This window comes from Rhodoferax sp., from assembly GCF_028715765.1.
GTDB lineage: Bacteria > Pseudomonadota > Gammaproteobacteria > Burkholderiales > Burkholderiaceae_C > Rhodoferax.
Map to the genome: position 1 here is coordinate 1 of NZ_JAQURE010000037.1, position 21,471 is coordinate 21,471.

Genomic DNA, 21,471 nt, shown 5'->3' on the forward strand with positions numbered 1-21,471 from the left:
CGAAAGTTGCCCATTTGCTGGCCGTAAATGGTTTCCACCCCAAGGATGCCCACCACAATTTCTGCCGGCACGCCAGTCTGTGCCTGGGCGCGCGCCAGGGTGGCCTGGTGCGTTTGCCAAAACTTCACCCCGGCTTGAATGCGGATGGGCTCCACAAAGCGGCTGCGGTAAGCCTGCCAGTTTTTGGCCACGCCCACCGCGGGAGGCGTCACAGCCTTGGCAATGGCCGGCATGTAGTGCGCCTGCGCCAAGGTTTGGCGCACCCAGGTGGGGTCAAGGTTGCGCCGCTGGGCGATGTCAAGCGCGGCTTGCATGGCGTCACTGCGCTGGCCGTAGCTGGGGCCGGGCAGGGCTGGCGCGGTGGCTTTGGAGGTAGGTTTAGGGTTGGTTTTTTTGTGCTTGTGGGCGTGCGGCTTGGCGGGCGCTGGGCTGGCATTTTGGGGCGCTGCAGCCCCTGCGTTCAGACAAAAAGCAGCAAGAAAAGCACCCCAAAAAATCTTCAAAAGCGTCCCCCTGGTGAACCGATTTAGCCGATCAGCGTTTTCAGAGCGGCTTCGTAATGGCCATACAGGTCAGTCAGCACTTCCAGCGTGCGCTCGCTGGTGGTGCACACGTTCTCCATTGTGGTGGTGTCTGCTTCGCTGGACTTGAGGGCTTGCGCCATCAGGAACCATTGGTTGCCAATGAGTTGCAGCGACTGGTCGATGGGGGCATTTTTCAAAGGGGCGGCCTGCAGCGTGGCGAGGTGGGTGTTGAAGGCGCTGATGCCTTCGGTGAGCAATTTTTGTTGCTCGGCTTGCTCGGTGCCCGCGTGCGACAACATGAAGTGCAGTGCCAGGTGCTGGGTCAGGTGCTGCAAATCGGCGGTGGCGCTGAGGACTTGGGTCACCGGTTTGCCCAGGTCTTTGATCAGTTGCGCTGAGAGTTGGTCAACCTCTGTGCCCAGGGTGTCGGCCTGGTGGCCAAACTTGGCCAAATCGGTTTTTTGGGTGGAGGTGAAGGCCGCACTGGCTTGCAGCAGCGCCTCGTAGCCAGCAGCCATTTTGGTGAACTGGGCTTTGCTGGTGCCTGATAAATTGGCGTTGGCCAGGTCTTGCAGCAGTTTTTTGGCCTCATTGCTGCTGTCTTTGATGATTTTTCCAGAGCGGCTGGACCACACATCGAGCACCCGCTGGCCATGGCCGCGACCGAGCCGGTCGGTCAAGATCGAGAGCCGGGTGACCTTGGTCAGGGCTGCGTGCAACGAGAGGGTGGGGTTAAGGCTGGGGGTGGGCTTGAGCGCCTGCCCCCAGCTCAAGCGGGTGGTGACAGAGAGTGACACCAGAGCCATTGAAGCCACCAAAGTGCGCCGAGAGACATGCATACAACCTCCTTAGGAAGACAAGAACATTAATTTTTTAAAGCATGTGCATTATTCACGGAAATCAGCTCAAAGAGCGACGCAATTGACGCAACAGGCGCAAATGTGTGTGAGGGTTTGCCAAGGTGTTGGGCGCTGGCTTCTGGTAGCGCACGGCTTCCAGCTGCAGCAGCCAGGCGCGCAGCTGCGGGTGGCGCGCTTGCATGCTGGGGTGCTGTTGCCACAGCTCCACCAGCTGGCGCGGTGTGCTGTGTGCGGGCACGGCAATCTTGGCGCGCACAAACAAGGCGCGGGCACGGGCCAGCAGGCGCAGCCAGGGGTCTTGGCGCTGGCGCTGCCAAACACTCCACAGCGCACCCACTGCGCTGGTGGCGGCCAGCACGCCGCCCAGCAGCGCTATCAGGTTTTCCCAGCTGGGGGAGGCAAAGCCCAGTTGTTTGAGCAGGTCGAACTGGCGCTTTTGGGTGTAGTTGAGCACCCATTGGTTCCAACCGTTGTTGACCGCGTCCCAGGCGGCGCGCAAGTTCAGGGCAAACGCTGGGCTGACGCTGCCCAGCAAGGCTTGGGTGAACGCGCCGCGCGGTGTGGTCAAGCGCAGCAAGCTGCCTACGCGCGCCGGGGCGACTGCGGCCGTGGGGTCGACCCGCAGCCAGCCCTGGTCGGCCAGCCAGACCTCGGCCCAGGCATGGGCATCGCTTTGGCGCACGGTCCAAAAGCCATCTAGCGCGTTGCGCTCACCGCCTTGGTAGCCGGTCACCACCCGGGCGGGCACGCCTGCTGCGCGCAGGGCGATCACAAACGCGGCGGCGATGTGCTCGCAAAAGCCGAGCTTGCGGTCAAACCAAAACTCATCGGCACTGTGGCGGCCATACACACCAGGCTCCAGCGTGTAGCGGTAGCCGCCGGTGCGCAGCTGGTTCAGCAGCGCGTCGATCAGATCCGCCGGGTTCGGGTGGCTTTGCCGCAGCTCAAGCGCCCAGAGCTGGGTGCGTGGGTTAAAACCTGGCGGCAGCGCCACATGGCGGCGGCGCTCAACTGGCGGCAGGTCTAGCCCGGCTTGGTAACGGGTGAAGCTGGTGGCTTGGTAGCGCAGCCGTTCGTTGACCGGGCGGGTCAGCACCCACTGGAAGTCGGCGGTCATGCGCGGTGTGTGGCCTGGCACCAAGGGGGCTTGGGGGGTGGCGTCGAGCGTCAGCAGCCAGGGCTGCTGGTTGGGTTCGAGCGTGACTTGGTAGTTCACGGGCACGCCTTGCACGGTGAGGGTGCTGGCGGCCAGTGCAGCGCCCGCTGGGTTCAACAAAGCGGCGTCCAGCTCGGGCAGGGCGCGCCATTGCTGGCCGTCAAACTGGGTCAGCACCGGGCCGCGAAAGTACAGCTGTGCCGATGTTGGCGGTGGGTCTGGAAAGCGCACGCGCATGGCCACGCTGTCGTCCAAGGCCAGGCTGGCAATGTGGCCTACGCTCATGCTGCTAGACAGCCCACTGCGCCCGGCCATGGCATCACTGGGCAGCCCCCACAGCGGTGCCAGCCGCGGAAACAGCATGAACAGCACCAGCATGATGGGCGCGCCCAGCAGCGTCATGCGCCCGGCCAGGCGCGCCGCATGCCACAGCGGTGGCTTGCCAACCGTCATGTGGGTGTTGACCAGTGCCGTGAGCAGCCCCCACAGCGCCAGCAGCATGGCCGCGGCTGTGAGCAATGACTGGGAGTAAAAAAACTGCGTCAGCATCAGGAAAAAGCTCAAGAAAAACACCACAAACGCATCGCGGCGGGCGCGCAGCTCCAGGGTTTTCAGGGTCAGCAGCACCACCACCAGGGTCACGCCAGCATCGCGCCCCAGCAGCGTGTGGTGGGTCAGCCAAGTGGCGGCCACGGCCAGCGCCAGCAAGCCCAAGCGCCACAGCGGGCGCGGCAAGGGCAGGCCATGCCAGGCCAGCCAGCCGCGCCAGGCCACCACGCCAGCAGCCATCAGGCTGCACCACAGCGGCACTTGGCTGGCCATGGGCAGCGCCACCCAGCTGATGACCAGCAGCAAAAACAGCGTGTCGCGGCTGTCGCGGGGCAGGCGGGTCAGGGCGGTGGGCAGCATGGGCTGGGCGCGGGGGGCGTTTTCAAGCCAAGGCCAGCGCTTGCAGGCAGCGCTGCTGGTGCGTGGCGCCACTGGCTGGGGCGATGGTTTGGTGGGGCAGGCGCAAACCGTAGCGCAGGCCTTGTTTTTCTGCCATCAAGACCCAGGCGCACAGGCGGCTGAGTTGTGCCTCGAAGGACGTGAGCTGGGTCAGTTGGGGCTCTAGCAACAGCGTGCGGGCGTGGGTTTGGGTGCGGTCGCGGCTGACCAGTTGGCCGGTTTTGGCGGCTTTTTTCCAGACGATGGTTTTCAGGGCATCACCCGGGCGGTAAGGGCGCAGACCGTCAGGCTCGCCCTGATGCTGCAGCAGTGCGCTGCTTTGCGGGAGGCCGTCGCTGCCGTGGCTGGGCAGGGGCGGCGGGTGTGGCTCAGGTGCGGGGTACACCAGCACCTGTGCCGCTGGCCGCCACAAGGCCCAGACGCGAAACGTGCCCAGTGGAAACAGCGTTTGCAGCGTCAGCGTGGGCAGGCGCTGCAGGCCGCGCTGTGTGGGTTGGAAAGCCAGCTGCACCCGAGCCTGCGCTTGTGCACCCACATCGGTGTCAACACTTTGCTCGGAGCCTTGCAGCGCCACCGCCAGGCCATAGCGAGTGTGCTTTTGCGAGTTTTGAAAATTTATGAAAAATTGGGCTGTAGCGCCCATGAAACAAGCGTGAGTAGCTTCTAAATGCATAGTAAGTCCACGCAGGTTGGCGTGTGCCACGTGCATCGCCACCACGGCACAACCGGCCAGCAAAAAGGTCAGCAGGTAGCCCAGGTTGAGCTGGTAGTTGATGGCCGCCAGCAGCAGCACCAGCAGCGTCACGCCCAGCATCAGCCCGGCGCGGGTCGGCATGATGTAGACGTTGCGCTGGTTCAGGGTCAGGTGGTCGGTGAGCGTCAGGCGGCTTTGCAGCCAGCCGTCAAAGCGCTGGCCTAAAAACCGCCAGGGGTGGGTAAGCCAAGAGCTCATGCGGTGCCAGAGGTGTGTGGAGCCACGGCCTGCGTCAGGGCAGAGCCACGGCTTCGAGCATGGCGGCCACTTGTTCGGCCGCACCACGCTTGGCCTCGCTGGTGGGGGTCAGCCGGTGGGCAATGGTTTGCGGCAGGATGGCACGCACGTCATCGGGTGCCACAAAGTCGCGCCCGGCCAGCAGCGCCCGTGCTTTGGCGGCACGCAGCAGCGCCATGCCGGCGCGGGGGCTCAAACCCTGCTCAAACCAACGCCCGCTGCGGGTCGCTTGCACCAGGTCTTGCACGTAGTCTAAAAGTGGCTCTGAGGCATGTACATCAAGCACAAGTTGCTGCAAAGTTTGTAGCTCTACCGGGGTCAACACGCTGGGCAGCTGGCTGACCAGCTGGCGCCGATCCGTGCCTTGCAGCAGTTGTCGCTCGGCTGCGCGGTTGGGGTAGCCCAGGGTGATGCGCATCAAAAACCGGTCGAGTTGTGACTCAGGCAGCAAATAGGTGCCCAGCTGGTCGTAAGGGTTTTGCGTGGCGATGACAAAAAACGGGCTGGGCAGGGGGCGGGTTTCACCCTCAATGCTGACCTGTTTTTCTTCCATGGCTTCGAGCAGGGCGCTTTGGGTTTTGGGGCTGGCGCGGTTGATTTCGTCTGCCAGCAGCACCTGGGTGAACAGCGGGCCGGGGTGAAAGACAAATTTTTCCTGGGTGCGGTCAAACACCGACACACCAGAGAGGTCGCTGGGCATCAGGTCGGTGGTGAATTGCACGCGCGAAAACTGCAGCCCAAAGGTGCGTGCCAAGGCGTGCGCCAGCGTGGTTTTGCCGACCCCTGGCACGTCTTCAATCAGCAGGTGCCCACCAGCCAGCAGGCAAGCCACACAGTCTTGCGTTTGGTCAAGTTTTCCGACCATCACGGTGTTAAGCTGATTCAGTAAAGCTGTAAGTTTTTCTTGCGTGTTCATGGACTAACCTTACCAAAATTACTGAAGAGGAGACGACTGCAAATGACGATGACCGGATACTTTACTCACCCAAGTTGCCGCAAACACGAGATGAGCCCGGGCCACCCCGAGTGCCCCGAGCGGCTCGATGCCATTGACGACCGCTTGATGGCCTCTGGCCTCTACATTGCCTTGAACCACCGCACAGCCACACCGGCTGCCACCTCAGACATTGAGCTGGCGCATGACCGCATGTACGTGGCTGCTTTGCGGGGCTTGAATGCCGAGCTGAAAGAGCAAATTGAAGCCGGTGGCGCCGACCACCTGCAAATTGACCCCGACACCAGCATCAACATGCACACCTGGACCGCAGCCTTGCACGCCGCTGGCGCCGCCATTGACGCCACCGACGCGGTGATGGCAGGCGAAATGCCCAACGCGTTTTGTGCCATTCGCCCGCCAGGGCACCATGCCACCCACAACGAGTCGATGGGGTTTTGCTTTTTTAACAATGTGGCGATTGCCGCCAAATACGCGCTGGAGCGCCACAACCTGCACCGCGTGGCGATTGTGGACTTTGACGTGCACCACGGCAACGGCACCGAAGACATTGTCAAAAACGACGACCGCATCATGATGGTGAGCTTTTACCAGCACCCGTTTTACCCAATGGACTGGGCGCATTCCAACGCCAAAAACATGGTCAACCTGCCGGTGCCGGCCTACACCAAAGGCATGGACATCCGCGAGATGATTGAGGCCGCCTGGATGCCCCGGCTGGAAGAATTCAAGCCCGAGATGATCTTCATCAGCGCCGGGTTTGATGCCCACCGCGAAGACGACATGGGTCAGCTTGGGCTGGTGGAGCAAGACTACGCCTGGATCACCCACCGCATCATGGATGTGGCGCGCCGCCATGCCAAAGGCCGCATTGTGAGTTGCCTCGAAGGTGGCTACGTGATGAGCCCGCTGGCGCGCAGTGTGGAGGCGCACATTCGGGTGCTGGCCGATGTCTGACCCGGCGGCGCCCGCGCCAGCGTTGCCAGACCTGGAAGGCTGGTTGCAAGCGCTGAGCAAAACCAGTGTGCTGCTGGAGCTGGGGGCGCTGGTGGTGGGCGTGTTGTTGGCTTGGCAGGTGGCCAAACTGATTGCCAAAGCGTTTCCAGAGCGTGAGCTCAACAGCATCATGTTTGGTCGGCGCACGGTCGATGGCGTGCTGTTTCCAGCGTTGCTGCTGAGTTGGGCGTATGGCGCGCACAAGGTGTTGCTGCTCAACCATGTGCCACTGGCTTTGTTCAAGCTGGCCATACCGGTGCTGCTGTCGCTGCTGGTGATTCGGCTGGGGGTCAAGGTGCTGCAGGCCGCTTTCAGCGAAACCCCGGTGGTGCGGCTGCTGGAGCGCACCATTTCATGGCTGGCCTGGCTGGCCATGGTGTTGTGGGTCAGTGGCTTGCTGCCGCTGGTGATGGAGGAGCTTGACCAGATCAGTTGGACGGTGGGCTCCAGCACGCTGTCGGTGCGCAAAATCATTGAGGGCACGCTCACCGCTGGGCTGGTGCTCATCATCACGCTGTGGATTTCTTCGGCCATCGAGTCCAAGCTGCTGCGCCATGCCACCGGCGGCGAGCTGAGCCTGCGCAAGGCGTTCAGCAACGCCACCCGGGCGCTGCTGATGTTTGTGGGCTTGCTGATGGCCTTGTCCGCAGTGGGCATAGACCTGACAGCGTTGTCGGTGCTGGGCGGTGCGATTGGCGTGGGGGTGGGGTTTGGCCTGCAAAAACTGGCGGCCAACTACGTCTCGGGTTTTGTCGTGCTGGCTGAGCGCAGCATGCGCATTGGCGACAGTGTGCAGGTGGACAACTTCAGTGGCGTCATCACCGAGATCAACGCCCGCTACACCGTGATTCGCTCACTGTCGGGGCGCGAATCGATTGTGCCCAACGAGATGCTGATCATCAACCGCGTTGAAAACTTGTCGTTGGCCGACCCCAAAGTGTGGCAGTCCACCAGCGTCTCGGTCGGCTATGACAGCGATGTGGAATTGGTCTCAAGTTTGCTGTTGCAAGCTGCCACGCTGCAGCCGCGGGTGTTGACTGAGCCTGCGCCTTCCGTGGCCTTGATGGCGTTTGGTGCGGATGGGCTTGAGTTCAGGCTGGGTTACTGGATTGGTGACCCGCACAACGGCAGTGACAACCTGCGCTCGGCCATCAATTTGGAAATTTTGCGTTTGCTGCGCGCGCATCAGATTGACATCCCTTACCCGCAACGCGTCATTCACATGGTGGCCAAATAACCCTGTACCCGCTGACTACCCGTGTCTATAATAAAAAGCACGGTCGTTCTTTTATGGGTTTATTTTGGGATTGTCGTCCCAATGACCATGCTGGCAAAGGCTAACGAATAGAATGTTTGATTGACGTGCACGTCAATTAAACAGACCGTGCCAGATGGCAGCAAGTGCTTATTTTTTAACTTTTCTGGAGAGAGTCAGCTATGAAAGTTCTGGTCGCAGTCAAGCGTGTGGTGGACTACAACGTGAAAATCCGGGTCAAGTCGGACAACACCGCGGTTGACACTGCCAACGTCAAAATGAGCATGAACCCGTTTGACGAAATTGCCATTGAAGAGGCTGTGCGCTTGAAAGAAAAGGGTGTGGCCACTGAAATCATTGCGGTGTCGTGCGGCGTGACCCAGTGCCAGGAAACTCTGCGCACCGCCATGGCGATTGGTGCCGACCGCGCCATTTTGGTCGAGACCGCGCAAGAGCTGCAACCGCTGGCGGTGGCCAAGCTGCTCAAAGCCTTGGTTGACAAAGAGCAACCCGGTTTGATTATTTTGGGCAAACAAGCCATTGACGACGATTGCAACCAAACGGGTCAAATGTTGGCTGCACTGGCCAACCTGCCGCAAGTGGCTTTTGCCAGCAAGATTGACATTGCAGACGGCAAAGCCACGGCCTCGCGTGAAGTGGATGGCGGCTCTGAAACCTTGTCGGTCACGCTGCCGGCGGTGGTCACCGCTGACCTGCGCCTGAACGAGCCACGTTACGTGACGCTGCCCAACATCATGAAGGCCAAGAAAAAACCTTTGGAGGTGGTCAAGCCTGAAGACTTGGGCGTGGATGTGGCGCCGCGCATTAAAACCCTCAAGGTCAATGAGCCGCCCAAGCGCAGCGCTGGCATCAAAGTGCCAGACGTGGCCACCTTGGTGGCCAAACTCAAGACCGAAGCCAAGGTGATTTGAGCTGTCACAAGCCTTTCACATAGCAGCCTCATCCTTTAGATTGAACAGAACAGTAAGGAACACACCATGACAACTTTGGTCATTGCAGAACACGACAACGTTTCCCTGAAACCCGCCACGCTGAACACCGTCACGGCTGCGCTGCAGTGCGGCGGTGAGGTGCATGTGTTGGTAGCTGGTTTGGCTGCAGGCGCTGCTGCTGCCAGTGCCGCACAAATGGCCGGCGTGAGTAAAGTGCTGCTGGTTGAAGCAGACACTTTGGCTCACGCTGTGGCTGAAAACATGGCGGCGCAAATAGTGGCTCTGGCGCCAGGCTACAGCCACTTGCTGTTTGCTGCCACAGCAGCTGGCAAAAACATGGCACCGCGCGTGGCCGCCATGCTGGATGTGGCGCAAGTCTCTGACATTTCCAAGGTCATCAGCTTGGATACCTTTGAGCGCCCCATTTATGCCGGCAACGCCATTGCCACGGTGCAAAGCCTGGATGGCATCAAGGTGCTGACTGTGCGTTCTACAGGTTTTGATGCTGTAGCGCTTACCAATCAAGCGCAAGCAGCTATTGAAAATGTAGCTGCTGTGGCGGTGCCAGGCTACACCCAATACCTGGGCAGTGAAATAGCAAAGAACGACCGCCCCGAGCTGACTGCCGCCAAGATCATCGTCAGCGGTGGCCGCGCTTTGGGCTCGCAAGAAAAATTCAACGAGGTGATGACCCCGCTGGCAGACAAACTGGGTGCCGCCATTGGCGCCAGCCGCGCAGCCGTAGACGCCGGTTATGCCGCCAACGACTTGCAAGTGGGTCAAACTGGCAAGATTGTGGCGCCCCAGCTCTACATTGCTGCGGGCATCAGTGGTGCCATTCAGCACTTGGCCGGCATGAAGGACAGCAAGGTCATTGTGGCCATCAACAAAGACCCTGAGGCACCCATTTTCAGTGTGGCTGACTATGGCCTGGAAGCTGATTTGTTCACCGCTGTGCCTGAATTGACCGCGGCACTTTGAACTTTTGCCCCCGTTTTTAAGGTGACAGGGCATCCCGTGTGGTGCCCTTTTTTATGTTTATCAAGGAGAAATCATGAGCTACATCGCACCCGTCAAAGACATGCTGTTCAACATCGCGCACCTGGCCAAGATTGACCAGATTGCGCAACTGCCTGGCATGGAAGATGCTGGTTTTGAAACAGCCCAGGCCGTGCTGGAAGAAGCCGCCAAATTTTCTGAAGGCGTGTTGGCGCCGCTGAACTGGGAAGGCGACAAAAATCCTACCTCTTGGAAAGACGGCGCAGTCACCGCCACACCGGGGTTCAAAGAGGCTTTCAAGCAATACGCCGAGGCTGGCTGGCAAGGCTTGCAGCACCCGCTGGCTTTTGGTGGCCAGGGTTTGCCCAAAACCATTGGCTCGGCGGTGACTGAAATGATCAACAGCGCCAACCTCAGCTTTGCGCTGTGCCCGCTGCTGACCGACGGTGCCATTGAAGCCCTGCTGACCGCCGGTAGCGACGAGCTCAACGCCCGTTACCTGGAAAAATTGGTCAGTGGCGAGTGGACTGGCACCATGAACCTGACCGAGCCCCAAGCGGGCAGCGACCTGGCGGCAGTGCGCACCAAAGCCGAGCCCCAACCCGACGGTACTTACAAAATCTCTGGCACCAAGATTTACATCACTTGGGGCGAGCACAACATGGCGGACAACATCATTCACCTGGTGTTGGCGCGGGTCAACGGCGCGCCCGAAGGTGTCAAGGGCATCAGCTTGTTTGTGGTACCCAAGTTCATGGTGAACCCGGACGGCTCGGTGGGCGCACGCAACGATGTGCAATGCGTCAGCATCGAACACAAAATGGGCATCAAGGCCAGCCCCACCTGCGTGCTGCAGTTTGGCGACCAAGGCGGCGCCACCGGGTTTTTGGTGGGGCAGGAAAACCGTGGTTTGGAATACATGTTCATCATGATGAACGCCGCCCGCTACGCTGTGGGTGTGCAAGGCATTGCGATTGCAGACCGGGCTTACCAAAAAGCTGCCGAGTTTGCCAAAGAGCGCGTGCAAAGCCGCCCAGTGGACGGCTCGCTGCCAGCGGCAGGCCCCATCATTCACCACCCAGATGTGAAGCGCATGCTGATGACCATGCGCGCCTACACCGAGGGTTGCCGCGCGCTGGCCAGTGTGGCTGCGGCCGCCTACGACGCGGCGCACCACCACGCTGACGCCCAGACGCGCAAGGAAAACCAGAGTTTTTACGAATTCATGGTGCCGCTGGTCAAGGGCTTCAGCACCGAGATGAGCCTGGAAGTGACCAGCCTGGGTGTGCAAGTGCATGGTGGCATGGGCTTTATTGAAGAAACCGGCTGTGCCCAGTATTACCGTGATGCCAAGATTTTGACCATTTACGAAGGCACTACCGCCATCCAGTCGAACGACTTGGTGGGGCGCAAAACTGCGCGTGACGGTGGCCAAACCGCCAAGGCGTTGGCAGGCCAGGTGCAAGCCACTGAGGCCGCCCTGCTTGCTACCGGCACGGCTGATGCTGCAGCCATGGCCAAACGCCTGGCGGCAGCACGGTTGGCGTTCATTGATGTGGTGGACTTTGTCGCTGGCAACACCAAAGCCAAGCCCAACGATGTGTTTGCCGGCAGCGTGCCGTATTTGATGCTCACCGGCAACCTGATGGCGGGCTGGCAAATGGCGCGCGCCATGGTGGTGGCGCAAGAGCAGATCGCCCAAGGGAACGACGTGGCCTTTATGCAAGCCAAAGTGATCACTGCCCGCTTTTACGCAGACCACATTTTGACCAAAGTGCCTGGTCTGCGAGACAGCATTGTGGATGGTGCAGTCTGCGTGACAGCGCTGCCGCTGGAAGCTTTCTAAGCCTGGTCACGGCCACCGATAGGTGGCTTGAAACGCTATTTATTACATAGCTGCTTACGCTTTAATCATAAGCGTTAGTGGCTATTTTTATGTATGAAATTGAGCGTTTCAGGTGGGCCAGGTTGAGCCATGTTCGGGCACCATGGCGCGCCAGCCCAGTTCGCGCTTGATGCGGCTGCGCAAGGTGTCGGCAGGGCCGGGTTCACCGTGCACCACATAAACCTGTGAAGGTGCCTCGGGCATGGTGCGCAACCAAACCAGCAACTGGTTGGCATCGGCATGGGCAGAGGCTGACTGCAGCTGCACAACCTCCGCATTCACACTGACATCGCGGCCGTGGATGCGCACCGATTGCGCTGCGTGGGCCAAGGTGTCGCCGCGCGTGCCTGGCGCTTGGTAACCGGTGAGCACAATCATGTTGCGGTGGTCACCCGCGTAATGCGCCAGGTGATGCAACACGCGCCCACCGGTGGCCATGCCACTGGCCGACAAAATCACCATGGGGCCATGACGGCTGGCCAGCGCACGGGACTCATCGGTGCTGTTGACCATGGTGGCACTGTGGGTGAGGGCGTAGGTGTCTTGGCGGCTCAAGCGGTGTTCACCGGGGTGGTTTTCGAACAAATGGGTGGTGTGAACCGCCATCGGGCTGTCCAGGAAAATGGGCAAAGAGGAAGGGATTTCACCTTTCATCTTGAGCAAATGGATAGCGTGCAGCAGCGCTTGGGCGCGACCTACGGCAAACACGGGCACCACGGCCACACCACCGCGCTTGGCCACCCGTGCCAACGCCGGTGCGAGTTCACTGAGCAGGTTGTCTTGTGGGTGAATGCGGTCGCCGTAGGTGGACTCAATCAACACCGTGTCGGCTTGCGGGGCTGCGTCTGGGGGGTTCATGATGAGGTCGTCAGGGCGCCCCAGGTCTCCTGAGAACAAAATACGCCGCCCCGCCACTTCAAGCAAGATGCTCGACGCTCCCAAAATATGCCCCGCCGCGCTGAAGGTGGCCTTCCAGCCGGGCAGGGGTGTGATGACCTTGCCAAAGTCCACCGCTTTGATCAGCGGCAAGGCCTGTTGCGCATCTTGCCGGGTGTACAAAGGCAGCGCCGGGCTGTGCTTGCTCAAGGCGTGGCGGTTGGCAAACAGCGCATCTTCTTCCTGAATGTGACCACTGTCTGGCCACAAAATCTGGCACAGGTCTTTGGTGCCCCGGCTGGCCCAGACATGGCCTGAAAACCCTTCTTTGGCCAGCAGTGGCAGGTAGCCGCTGTGGTCCAGGTGCGCGTGGGTGAGCAGCACCGCATCGACTTGATCGGGTGCCAAGGGCAGCGGGCTCCAGTTGCGCAAGCGCAGCTGCTTGTAGCCTTGAAACAAGCCGCAGTCCACCAGCACGCATTGGTCAGCATGGCGCACCAGGTACTTGGAGCCGGTGACGGTACCGCTGCCGCCCAGAAAGGTGATGTTGACACTCATGCACAAGTCTCCCAAAGGTTGTTTCACAAAAAAGCCGCGCAGTTGTTTATAAACTGTGCGGCTGATTTTGAGTGAGTATTTACTTTAAACGGGTTTAGCTGAAGAAGCTTTTGAGGCGGTCTGTCCAGCTGTCACCGGTGGGGGAGTGTTTGCCACCCCCTTTTTTCAAAGATTCATCCAGCTCGCGCAGCAGTTTGCGCTGGTGCTCGGTGAGTTTGACCGGTGTTTCAACCAAGATGTGGCAGTACAGGTCTCCGGGATAGCTGGAGCGAACGCCTTTGATGCCCTTGCCACGCAGACGGAACTGTTTGCCAGTTTGCGTGCCTTCAGGAATGTCAATGGCCGCTTTGCCAGCCAGTGTGGGCACATCAATCTCACCACCCAAGGTGGCCGTGACGATGCTGATGGGCACCGAGCAGTGCAAGTCGTCGCCATCACGCTCAAAAATGTCGTGCTTTTTGAGGCGGATTTCAATGTAAAGGTCACCGGGTGGGCCGCCGTTGGTGCCGGGCTCGCCATTGCCGGCGCTGCGAATGCGCATACCACCGTCAATGCCTGATGGAATTTTGACTTCAAGCGTTTTTTGTTTTTTGATCTTGCCTTGACCGCTGCAGGCCGTGCAGGGCTCTGGGATGACCTTGCCCGTACCGCGGCAGGTGGGGCAGGTTTGCTGCACGCTGAAAAAGCCTTGGCGCATTTGCACCGAGCCCGTGCCGCTGCAAGTACCGCAGGTTTTGGCTTGGGTGCCAGGCTTGGCACCGCTGCCGTGACAGACATCGCAGTTGTCCCAGCTGGGTATGCGGATTTGGGCGTCTTTGCCCTTGGCCGCCTCTTCCAGGGTCACTTCCATGGCATAGCTCAGGTCGCTGCCGCGGTAAACCTGGCGGCCCCCCCCTGCACGGCCACGCTGCTGGCCAAACATGTCGCCAAAAATATCACCAAAGGCTTCGGCAAACCCGCCGTAGGCTTCGGCCCCACCTGGGCCGCCGCGCATGTTGGGATCAACACCCGCAAAACCATGCTGGTCGTAGGCCGCACGTTTTTGCGGGTCTGACAGCATTTCGTAGGCTTCTTTGGACTCTTTGAACTTTTCTTCAGCCACTTTGGCCTGGTCACCTTGATTGCGATCGGGGTGGTGCTTCATCGCATGTTTGCGATAGGCTTTTTTAATTTCTTCGTCTGAAGCGTTTTTGGGAACGCCCAAAACCTCGTAGTAATCTCTTTTTGCCATGGTGTTCTGTGCCTGGTTTCAATGCAAACGCCGCATTGAACGTTTGGGGTTCAACGCGGCGCGAGTCAGCTGCTGGGTAAGCCGTTGTGAAACAAGAGCTTAAGGTTTTTTGACTTCTTTCACTTCTGCGTCAACCACATTGTCGTCGGCTGCCTGGTGGCTGGCTGCACCAGGGTTGGCGTCACCTGCCGGGGCGGCTTCAGCGGCTTGTTTGGCTTGCATGTCGGCGTACATTTTTTCTCCTAGCTTTTGGCTGACGGTCATCAATGCAGCGCTCTTGTCGTCAATGGCAGCTTTGTCATCAGACTTGAGGGCGGTTTCAAGGTCTTTCAACGCGGCTTCAATCTTTTCTTTTTCAGCGGCATCAATTTTGTCGCCGTATTCAGTCAAGCTCTTCTTGACGCTGTGCACCGACGCTTCGGCCTGGTTTTTGGCTTGCACCAGCTCTAGTTTTTTCTTGTCTTCAGCGGCATTGAGCTCAGCATCTTTGACCATTTGCTGAATCTCAGACTCTGACAAGCCAGAATTGGCCTTGATGGTGATTTTGTTTTCTTTGCCAGTGCCTTTGTCTTTGGCACCCACGTGCAAGATGCCGTTGGCATCAATGTCAAACGACACTTCAATTTGAGGAATGCCACGGGCAGCAGGTGGAATGCCTTCCAGGTTGAACTCACCCAGCATCTTGTTGCCTGATGCGATTTCACGTTCGCCTTGGAAAACCTTGATGGTGACGGCCGGTTGGTTGTCGTCAGCGGTTGAGAAGGTCTGGGCAAACTTGGTTGGGATGGTGGTGTTTTTGGCAATCATTTTGGTCATCACACCACCCAAGGTTTCAATGCCCAAGGACAGGGGAGTCACGTCCAACAACAGCACGTCGCTACGGTCGCCCGAGAGCACTTGGCCTTGAATGGCAGCACCCACAGCCACTGCTTCGTCAGGGTTCACGTCTTTGCGGGGTTCACGGCCAAACAGTTCTTTGACTTTTTCTTGCACCTTGGGCATGCGGGTCATGCCGCCGACCAAGATCACGTCATGAATGTCACCGGCTGAGACGCCAGCATCTTTCATGGCTGTGCGGCATGGAGCAATGGTGCGCTCAATCAGCTCTTCAACCAAAGATTCCAGTTTGGAGCGGGTCAGCTTGATGTTGAGGTGTTTGGGACCTGTGGCATCAGCGGTGATGTAAGGCAAATTGATGTCGGTTTGGGCGCTGCTGGAGAGTTCAATCTTGGCTTTTTCTGCCGATTCTTTCAAGCGCTGCAAGGCCAGCACATCTTTGGACAGGTCAACGCCTTGCTCTTTTTTGAATTCAGCAATGATGAAATCGATGATGCGCTGGTCAAAGTCTTCACCACCCAGGAAAGTGTCTCCGTTGGTGGAAAGCACTTCAAACTGTTTTTCACCATCGACATCGGCGATTTCGATGATGGACACGTCGAACGTACCGCCACCCAGGTCATACACCACAATTTTTCGGTCGCCCTTTTCATTTTTATCCATGCCGAACGCCAAAGCGGCAGCTGTGGGCTCGTTGATGATGCGCTTGACTTCTAAACCGGCAATGCGACCTGCATCTTTGGTGGCCTGGCGTTGGGCGTCGTTGAAGTAGGCCGGCACGGTGATCACCGCTTCGGTGACGGCTTCACCCAAGTAATCTTCAGCCGTTTTCTTCATTTTGCGCAGCACGTCGGCACTGATTTGCTGAGGTGCCATGCGGTTGCCACGCACTTCAACCCAAGCGTCACCGTTGTCGGCGGCGGCAATTTTGTAAGGCATCAGGTCGATGTCTTTTTGGACTTCTTTTTCAGTGAATTTGCGACCGATCAAGCGTTTGACCGCATAGAGCGTGTTTTTGGGATTGGTGACAGCTTGACGTTTTGCAGATGCGCCCACCAGCACTTCGCCATCTTCTTGGTAGGCAATGATGGAGGGTGTGGTGCGTGCGCCTTCTGCGTTTTCAATCACTTTGGGCACGTTGCCTTCCATGACGGCAACGCAGCTGTTGGTGGTGCCCAGATCGATACCGATGATTCTTCCCATGATGGTTCCTTAAAAATAAAAGATTGCTGCGAGCGAATCACGCCACAAGCAAGTCTTGAGAGGGTTTAAATTCCGATGAATGAGAGATGGCGCTGGCAGCAGTTTTTTCAAGCGCCAACGCACAATTTATTTGGCCGCAGCGACCGTGACCAATGCTGGGCGCAAGATGCGATCATTGATCAAATAGCCTTTTTGTAGCACTGTGACCACTGTGTTGGCTTCTTGCTCGCTGGGCACCATGCTGATGGCTTGGTGCAGGTGGGGGTCAAATTTTTCACCTGCTGCCGGGTTGATGGCCACCACTTTGTTGCGCTCCATGGCTGCAATCAGCTGTCTGAGCGTTGCTTGGGCACCTTCACGAATGTGTTCGAGTGTGGCGTCTGTGTGGTTAAGTCCGGCTTCCAGGCTGTCAATGACTGGTAGCAGGCTGTCTGCAAAGCCTTCAACCGCAAATTTGCGCGCTTTTGAAATTTCATCTTCAGCACGGCGACGCGCGTTTTCAGATTCGGCTTTGGCGCGCAAATACTGGTCTGCCAATTCAGCACTTTTGGCTTGCAGGTTGGCTAGGTCAGCTTGGCATTTGGCCAACACGTCGGCTTCGATTTGATTGGCAATGGACGCTGTGCCGCCTGCAGATTCAGGCGGTTGAACTTGAGAAGAGGCGGGAGGGGCTTGGGTTTGATCAGTCATGAGCGAGGTGGAATGAAATAAACAGTTGAACTATGAACTGGGGGTGTTCCCACCCAATTCAAGATTTCAAAGCCGAATTTTTTTACCATCAGTGAGGTCAACTGATTTGACAGGCAAAAAAAAGCGGACGCAATGGTTGTCCGCTTGGATGGGGGAAAACGTCTGACGCTTGGTTGCGCTACTTCACTGCCAGCAACTCAACTTCGAATTTCAAGGTGGCATTGGGTGGTATGACGCCACCGGCACCGCGGGCACCATAGCCCAGCGCCGGGGGAATGATCAACACACGAGTTCCACCGACGCGCATGCCTGCCACGCCTTCGTCCCAACCTTTGATGACCATGCCAGCACCCAAAGAAAAAACAAAAGGGTCGCGCCGATCTTTGCTGGAGTCAAATTTGCCACCTTGTTGACCGTCTTGGTAAAGCCAGCCGGTGTAATGAACAGTGACGCTTTGGCCTTTAGAGGCTAATTCGCCTTCGCCTACAAGGGTGTCTTCGTATGTGAGTCCAGATGCAGTTGTTGTCATGGGGTGAAGGGAAGAGTTGGAAACAATCAGGCGGATTTTTTGGCTTGGCTTGCTGCCCATTTGGTAGCAAAGGCAGACAAGTCACCCATGCGTTTGAGTAAATCTGCGCCCATGGGGGTGACGTGGTAACCGGTGTTGCCATGATCAAGCAGGCCAGCTTCGCGTAAATCTTTGAGACGGGTATTGAGGGTGTTGGGTGTGATTTTGCCTACGCTGTCTTGCAGCAAGCGAAACGTTTGTGGGTGACCGTCCTTCAACGCCCATAGCACACGTATGGCGTAGCGTGACTCCAGTAGACTCAACAACGAGCCAATAGCGACATTTTCTTTGGTACTCATGAACAGGTGTCTCCTAAAAAACTTGAAACTGGTGCTTGTAAATGGTTTGACGCTGCTTCACATCAGTCCACCAGCAAGCTCTACTATGACGTTGCAGACTATAAACCAAATTGATCTTGTGCTACATGTTTCATAGCTTCGAGTGTTAAAAAATCAATAAAAAAACTTGTGATGTGTTTGAGCTTCAAGTCTAAACTTGTTGCAGTATTCCATTTTCTTCCACTTCATACGTAACACCATGGTGATCAATTTTGAACAAGTTCATAACTACTATGAACGACTTGTTTTTACGGCTGTTGCCAGTCAGGCCAGCATGCACCCTAACTACAGCGCAGATAACTTGGCAGATGTGGCCTGCGTCATGCTCAATCGTTTACCGGCTCGATACGTCCGTCATGATGTTGATTTGATGTTTTACCTGACTGAGAAAGAGCGCTACCACATAGAAGAGTCTCTGACTGAGGCGCTTGCTTATGCATTTGAGTTTGTGGGTCAACGCATGGTCAAGCAAGACAATGTGAACTAATTTTCATGCTTTGGGTTGTTTAGCGGCCCACTTCTTCGACCAGGGTTCTAAAGTCGTTCATGTCTTCAAAGCTGCGATAAACACTTGCAAATCGGACGTAGGCAACTTTGTCTAGCTTCTTGAGCTCTTGCATCACGAGCTCACCAAGTTGTGCTGATGGAACCTCGCGTAACCCTAGGTTGAGCAACTTTTCTTCAATGCGCTCAATGGCCGCATCTACCTGCTCTGTGCTGACAGGGCGTTTGCGCAAGGCTAACTTCATTGAGGCAATCAACTTGCCTTTTTCATACTCAATGCGCCTGCCGTCTTTTTTGACGATGGCAGGGAAATTGACATCAGGCCGCTCATAGGTTGTGAAGCGCTTGTCACATGACGCACAACGGCGGCGGCGGCGAATGAATCCCCCATCTTCAGAAACCCTGGTCTCCACCACTTGAGTATCAGGGTGACTGCAGTAGGGGCATTTCATGTTGACTTGTTCATGTTGTGGATTCCGGCAGATTGCGCTTCATCCAGCCCCATAAAATTTCAACCATAAACGGGAAAACGTGTGGTCAAGGCGTGCACCTTGGCGCGCACCGTTGCAAGGTTGGCTTCATCATGAGGGTTGTCAAGTACGTCAGCAATGAGATGGGCAGTTTGGCGCGCTTCTTCGTCTTTGAAACCACGGGTGGTCATGGCAGGTGTGCCAACGCGCACGCCACTGGTGACCATGGGTTTTTCGGGGTCGTTGGGGATGGCGTTTTTATTGATGGTCATGTGGGCGCTGCCCAGCACAGCTTCGGCCTCTTTGCCTGTGATGTTTTTGGAACGTAGATCGACCAGCATCACATGGCTCTCAGTGCGGCCACTCACGATGCGAAGGCCGCGGCTTGTGAGGGTTTCTGCCACGATACGGGCGTTTGTCACCACCTGTTGTTGATAAATTTTGAACTCAGGTTGCAATGCTTCTTTGAAGGCCACCGCTTTGGCTGCAATGACATGCATCAATGGTCCACCTTGCAGACCAGGGAAGATGGCGCTGTTGATGGCTCGCTCGTACTGTGATTTCATCAAAATGATGCCGCCGCGTGGGCCGCGCAAACTTTTGTGTGTGGTGCTGGTCACAATGTCAGCGTAGGGTACTGGGTTAGGGTAAACACCTGCGGCCACCAGCCCGGCGTAATGCGCCATGTCAACCATGAAAATTGCACCGACATCTTTGGCAACTTTGGCAAATCTTTCAAAATCTATAGCTAAAGAGTAAGCACTGGCGCCAGCAATGATTAATTTAGGTTTGGATTCATACGCCTTGCGTTCCATCGCGTCGTAATCAATTGCTTCGTTGGCATCCAGACCATAGCTCACTACGTTAAACCACTTACCGCTCATGTTCAGAGGCATGCCATGGGTCAAGTGCCCACCTTCGGCCAAGCTCATGCCCATGATGGTGTCGCCGGGCTTTAAAAAAGCCAAAAAGACAGCTTCATTGGCTGACGCGCCGCAATGCGGTTGCACGTTCGCGGCTTCTGCCCCAAAGATTTTTTTGACACGGTCTATCGCCAGTTGCTCAGCAATGTCGACAAATTCACAACCCCCGTAGTAACGTTTGCCGGGGTAGCCTTCAGCGTATTTGTTGGTGAGTTGGGTGCCCTGTGCCGCCATGACGGCAGGTGATGCATAGTTTTCACTGGCGATCAGCTCAATATGGTCTTGTTGGCGCTGGTTTTCAGACTGAATTGCGGCAAAAAGTTCGGGGTCGGTTTGCTCGATGAGGATATTGCGGTCAAACATATGGGTTCCTTAATGACGATCGGCTAAGTGGTTAAGGTGCCCAGGCGAACGGCTGAACACAAATCTAGGTCAGAGTTTGTGGCACGCTCCCTTGTGGTGAACCACTTTGGCACCTCACTCAAAGAGTGGTTTGCCTATCGCCAGTCGCGTAACTATTTGATTTTAACTGAGGCGGTTATTGCAGAGCCAACACATCTTCGTTGTTGGTTATTGCACCTTGAATCGACAAGTTGGAAGTTGGAGCCACGTCTTTTTCCGGTTGCGTGCTGAGTGGTTGAACTTTCACAGTGGTATTCGATGCGGTGTTGATGATTTCCCACGTCGGAATCTGTTTTCCTTGACCAACCCATTGCAATTTGGCTTGCTCGGCCAAGACCTTGGCTGCATAACCGCCATCATCATCTAAATTGGCTGCCCCTACATAATATTTAAGCCCGCCTTCTACAGACCCAGCAGAGCTGATGCAATCTTTGAGCACTTTAATGCCCACACTTAAATTAGCCAAAGGGTCAAAGGCGGCAAATTTGCCGCCAAAACTTTGGTATTTGTCGCTGTGGATTTGTGTCATGACTTGCATCAAACCCTGAGCACCCACATGGCTTTGTGCAAATGGATTGAAGCCGGATTCAATGGCCACTACTGCCAAGATCAAGGTGGGTTCGAGTTTGACACGCTGACCAATGTCATACGCCTCGGCCACAATGGCACTGACAGGTTCTGGTGCCACGCTGTATTTTTTACTTAACCAGGCAGCCATCGCTGCTTGTTGTTTGGGAAGTTCTTTGGGGTCGGTTGCTGTGGCACGGTCACTGGCGAGCAGGTCACTGACCAAGCCCGTGACTTCAAATTGACGAGCCTGCAACCAACTGAAAAGTTGAATTTCCCCAAGCTGGCGAAGTTCAGGCCGTGCGATAAGGGTCACTGCGGCAAACAAAACAACCAAGCCAATCAAAGCAAAGCTGTTGTGTGTGATTTCCATAAAGCCTTTGGTGAGGGCGGCCGCAAAGCGCCTTGGGCTGAGAGTCATGTTTGTAGATGCTGACATAGCTTCTCCTTCTTGTGCTGCGTTCTGGTCAGATCATTCGCATTAAGAATGAGCACGCCAGATCGCGCTTAGGTTGGTACGCTATCAATATCCTGCTTAAATTTGCTCCAGTGAATGCAGTGATTTGATGTTGCCGATGTGGCAGCGAGTTAAGGGTAATCCCTGACGTTCGTCAAGATTGGCGGATTCTAGGTGGCTTATATATACCAAGTCAACCATATAAAAAAGCTTATTTATATAATTAAACTATTAAGCAATGGCCTGGCTCAACTTTTACAATCGCACAAAGTTGCGCTTAACCTTGGGCTATTTCAGCCCAATGACGTTTGAGCAACGCTGGACA

General features: G+C 56.9%; 20 protein-coding genes and 1 riboswitch. Of the genes, 6 read left to right on the forward strand and 14 right to left on the reverse strand.

The window, feature by feature from the left end:
• From PHT20_RS12370 to PHT20_RS12390, 5 genes are all read right to left on the reverse strand, one after another.
• On the reverse strand, positions 1–503 hold a 503-nt coding region (locus PHT20_RS12370), incomplete at its 3' end, for a lytic murein transglycosylase (protein ID WP_301020751.1).
• Between the two features lie 23 nt (positions 504–526).
• Entirely contained in the window at positions 527–1,363 is an 837-nt protein-coding gene (locus PHT20_RS12375; protein ID WP_301020752.1) for a hypothetical protein, read from the reverse strand.
• A gap of 61 nt (positions 1,364–1,424) precedes the next feature.
• Complete coding sequence (locus PHT20_RS12380) at positions 1,425–3,449, reverse strand: DUF3488 and transglutaminase-like domain-containing protein (RefSeq protein WP_300082310.1); 2,025 nt, start codon at positions 3,447–3,449, stop codon at positions 1,425–1,427.
• 22 nt (positions 3,450–3,471) lie between these two features.
• Positions 3,472–4,440, reverse strand: coding sequence for a DUF58 domain-containing protein (locus PHT20_RS12385; RefSeq protein ID WP_301020753.1), 969 nt, complete (start codon positions 4,438–4,440; stop codon positions 3,472–3,474).
• 34 nt (positions 4,441–4,474) lie between these two features.
• Positions 4,475–5,395, reverse strand: a complete 921-nt coding sequence (locus PHT20_RS12390; RefSeq protein ID WP_301020754.1) for a MoxR family ATPase — start codon at positions 5,393–5,395, stop codon at positions 4,475–4,477.
• Between the two features lie 42 nt (positions 5,396–5,437).
• On the opposite strand from PHT20_RS12390, the gene PHT20_RS12395 reads away from it, so the two are divergent.
• The 5 genes from PHT20_RS12395 (at position 5,438) to PHT20_RS12415 (ending at position 11,483) form a co-directional block, all read left to right on the forward strand.
• Positions 5,438–6,391 carry a histone deacetylase family protein gene (locus PHT20_RS12395; RefSeq protein WP_301020755.1) on the forward strand — a complete coding sequence of 318 codons (954 nt, stop codon included), beginning with the start codon at positions 5,438–5,440 and terminating at the stop codon, positions 6,389–6,391.
• Positions 6,384–7,667 (forward strand): mechanosensitive ion channel domain-containing protein, encoded by a 1,284-nt coding sequence (locus tag PHT20_RS12400; protein WP_300082294.1) that lies wholly within the window; start codon positions 6,384–6,386, stop codon positions 7,665–7,667. The genes PHT20_RS12395 and PHT20_RS12400 overlap by 8 nt, the downstream gene beginning before the upstream one ends.
• 200 nt (positions 7,668–7,867) lie before the next feature.
• Positions 7,868–8,617: an electron transfer flavoprotein subunit beta/FixA family protein gene (locus PHT20_RS12405; RefSeq protein ID WP_301020756.1), complete on the forward strand. Its 750-nt coding sequence runs from the start codon at positions 7,868–7,870 to the stop codon at positions 8,615–8,617.
• Positions 8,618–8,683: 66 nt separating this feature from the next.
• Complete coding sequence (locus PHT20_RS12410) at positions 8,684–9,619, forward strand: FAD-binding protein (RefSeq protein ID WP_301020757.1); 936 nt, start codon at positions 8,684–8,686, stop codon at positions 9,617–9,619.
• Between the two features lie 73 nt (positions 9,620–9,692).
• Positions 9,693–11,483, forward strand: a complete 1,791-nt coding sequence (locus PHT20_RS12415) for an acyl-CoA dehydrogenase (protein ID WP_301020758.1) — start codon at positions 9,693–9,695, stop codon at positions 11,481–11,483.
• Between the two features lie 108 nt (positions 11,484–11,591).
• Here the strand turns inward: PHT20_RS12415 and PHT20_RS12420 are convergent, their stop codons facing one another.
• The 6 genes from PHT20_RS12420 to PHT20_RS12445 all read right to left on the reverse strand — a co-directional run bounded on the left by PHT20_RS12420 (position 11,592) and on the right by PHT20_RS12445 (position 17,784).
• Complete coding sequence (locus PHT20_RS12420) at positions 11,592–12,956, reverse strand: MBL fold metallo-hydrolase (RefSeq protein WP_301020759.1); 1,365 nt, start codon at positions 12,954–12,956, stop codon at positions 11,592–11,594.
• 94 nt (positions 12,957–13,050) lie between these two features.
• Positions 13,051–14,187 carry a molecular chaperone DnaJ gene (dnaJ, locus tag PHT20_RS12425; protein WP_301020760.1) on the reverse strand — a complete coding sequence of 379 codons (1,137 nt, stop codon included), beginning with the start codon at positions 14,185–14,187 and terminating at the stop codon, positions 13,051–13,053.
• Positions 14,188–14,286: 99 nt separating this feature from the next.
• Positions 14,287–16,227 carry a molecular chaperone DnaK gene (dnaK, locus tag PHT20_RS12430; RefSeq protein ID WP_300082277.1) on the reverse strand — a complete coding sequence of 647 codons (1,941 nt, stop codon included), beginning with the start codon at positions 16,225–16,227 and terminating at the stop codon, positions 14,287–14,289.
• 126 nt (positions 16,228–16,353) lie between these two features.
• Complete coding sequence (grpE, locus tag PHT20_RS12435) at positions 16,354–16,917, reverse strand: nucleotide exchange factor GrpE (protein ID WP_301020761.1); 564 nt, start codon at positions 16,915–16,917, stop codon at positions 16,354–16,356.
• A gap of 178 nt (positions 16,918–17,095) precedes the next feature.
• Positions 17,096–17,446: an FKBP-type peptidyl-prolyl cis-trans isomerase gene (locus tag PHT20_RS12440; RefSeq protein ID WP_300082271.1), complete on the reverse strand. Its 351-nt coding sequence runs from the start codon at positions 17,444–17,446 to the stop codon at positions 17,096–17,098.
• Positions 17,447–17,472: 26 nt separating this feature from the next.
• Complete coding sequence (locus PHT20_RS12445; protein ID WP_300082268.1) at positions 17,473–17,784, reverse strand: winged helix-turn-helix transcriptional regulator; 312 nt, start codon at positions 17,782–17,784, stop codon at positions 17,473–17,475.
• A 238-nt stretch (positions 17,785–18,022) separates the two neighbouring features.
• Here PHT20_RS12445 and PHT20_RS12450 point away from each other — a divergent pair, with 238 nt between their 5' ends.
• Positions 18,023–18,310: a late competence development ComFB family protein gene (locus PHT20_RS12450; RefSeq protein ID WP_301020762.1), complete on the forward strand. Its 288-nt coding sequence runs from the start codon at positions 18,023–18,025 to the stop codon at positions 18,308–18,310.
• Positions 18,311–18,329: 19 nt separating this feature from the next.
• On the opposite strand, the gene nrdR is transcribed toward PHT20_RS12450, so the two are convergent.
• The 3 genes from nrdR to PHT20_RS12465 form a co-directional block, all read right to left on the reverse strand.
• Positions 18,330–18,779 carry a transcriptional regulator NrdR gene (gene nrdR, locus PHT20_RS12455; RefSeq protein WP_300082262.1) on the reverse strand — a complete coding sequence of 150 codons (450 nt, stop codon included), beginning with the start codon at positions 18,777–18,779 and terminating at the stop codon, positions 18,330–18,332.
• 59 nt (positions 18,780–18,838) lie between these two features.
• Positions 18,839–20,083 (reverse strand): serine hydroxymethyltransferase, encoded by a 1,245-nt coding sequence (gene glyA, locus PHT20_RS12460; RefSeq protein ID WP_301020763.1) that lies wholly within the window; start codon positions 20,081–20,083, stop codon positions 18,839–18,841.
• Positions 20,084–20,114: 31 nt separating this feature from the next.
• A riboswitch (ZMP/ZTP riboswitch) is annotated at positions 20,115–20,241 on the reverse strand.
• Positions 20,242–20,258: 17 nt separating this feature from the next.
• Positions 20,259–21,128, reverse strand: coding sequence for a lytic transglycosylase domain-containing protein (locus PHT20_RS12465; RefSeq protein WP_301020764.1), 870 nt, complete (start codon positions 21,126–21,128; stop codon positions 20,259–20,261).
• Between the last annotated feature and the right edge of the window lie 343 nt (positions 21,129–21,471).

Coding starts and splice junctions, on each gene's coding strand:
- PHT20_RS12375 (WP_301020752.1), bottom strand. CDS start 1,363: ATGCATGTCTCTCGGCGCACTTTGGTGGCTTCAATGGCTCTGGTGTCA.
- PHT20_RS12380 (WP_300082310.1), bottom strand. CDS start 3,449: ATGCTGCCCACCGCCCTGACCCGCCTGCCCCGCGACAGCCGCGACACG.
- PHT20_RS12385 (WP_301020753.1), bottom strand. CDS start 4,440: ATGAGCTCTTGGCTTACCCACCCCTGGCGGTTTTTAGGCCAGCGCTTT.
- PHT20_RS12390 (WP_301020754.1), bottom strand. CDS start 5,395: ATGAACACGCAAGAAAAACTTACAGCTTTACTGAATCAGCTTAACACC.
- PHT20_RS12395 (WP_301020755.1), top strand. CDS start 5,438: ATGACGATGACCGGATACTTTACTCACCCAAGTTGCCGCAAACACGAG.
- PHT20_RS12400 (WP_300082294.1), top strand. CDS start 6,384: ATGTCTGACCCGGCGGCGCCCGCGCCAGCGTTGCCAGACCTGGAAGGC.
- PHT20_RS12405 (WP_301020756.1), top strand. CDS start 7,868: ATGAAAGTTCTGGTCGCAGTCAAGCGTGTGGTGGACTACAACGTGAAA.
- PHT20_RS12410 (WP_301020757.1), top strand. CDS start 8,684: ATGACAACTTTGGTCATTGCAGAACACGACAACGTTTCCCTGAAACCC.
- PHT20_RS12415 (WP_301020758.1), top strand. CDS start 9,693: ATGAGCTACATCGCACCCGTCAAAGACATGCTGTTCAACATCGCGCAC.
- PHT20_RS12420 (WP_301020759.1), bottom strand. CDS start 12,956: ATGAGTGTCAACATCACCTTTCTGGGCGGCAGCGGTACCGTCACCGGC.
- dnaJ (WP_301020760.1), bottom strand. CDS start 14,187: ATGGCAAAAAGAGATTACTACGAGGTTTTGGGCGTTCCCAAAAACGCT.
- dnaK (WP_300082277.1), bottom strand. CDS start 16,227: ATGGGAAGAATCATCGGTATCGATCTGGGCACCACCAACAGCTGCGTT.
- grpE (WP_301020761.1), bottom strand. CDS start 16,917: ATGACTGATCAAACCCAAGCCCCTCCCGCCTCTTCTCAAGTTCAACCG.
- PHT20_RS12440 (WP_300082271.1), bottom strand. CDS start 17,446: ATGACAACAACTGCATCTGGACTCACATACGAAGACACCCTTGTAGGC.
- PHT20_RS12445 (WP_300082268.1), bottom strand. CDS start 17,784: ATGAGTACCAAAGAAAATGTCGCTATTGGCTCGTTGTTGAGTCTACTG.
- PHT20_RS12450 (WP_301020762.1), top strand. CDS start 18,023: ATGGTGATCAATTTTGAACAAGTTCATAACTACTATGAACGACTTGTT.
- nrdR (WP_300082262.1), bottom strand. CDS start 18,779: ATGAAATGCCCCTACTGCAGTCACCCTGATACTCAAGTGGTGGAGACC.
- glyA (WP_301020763.1), bottom strand. CDS start 20,083: ATGTTTGACCGCAATATCCTCATCGAGCAAACCGACCCCGAACTTTTT.
- PHT20_RS12465 (WP_301020764.1), bottom strand. CDS start 21,128: ATGTCAGCATCTACAAACATGACTCTCAGCCCAAGGCGCTTTGCGGCC.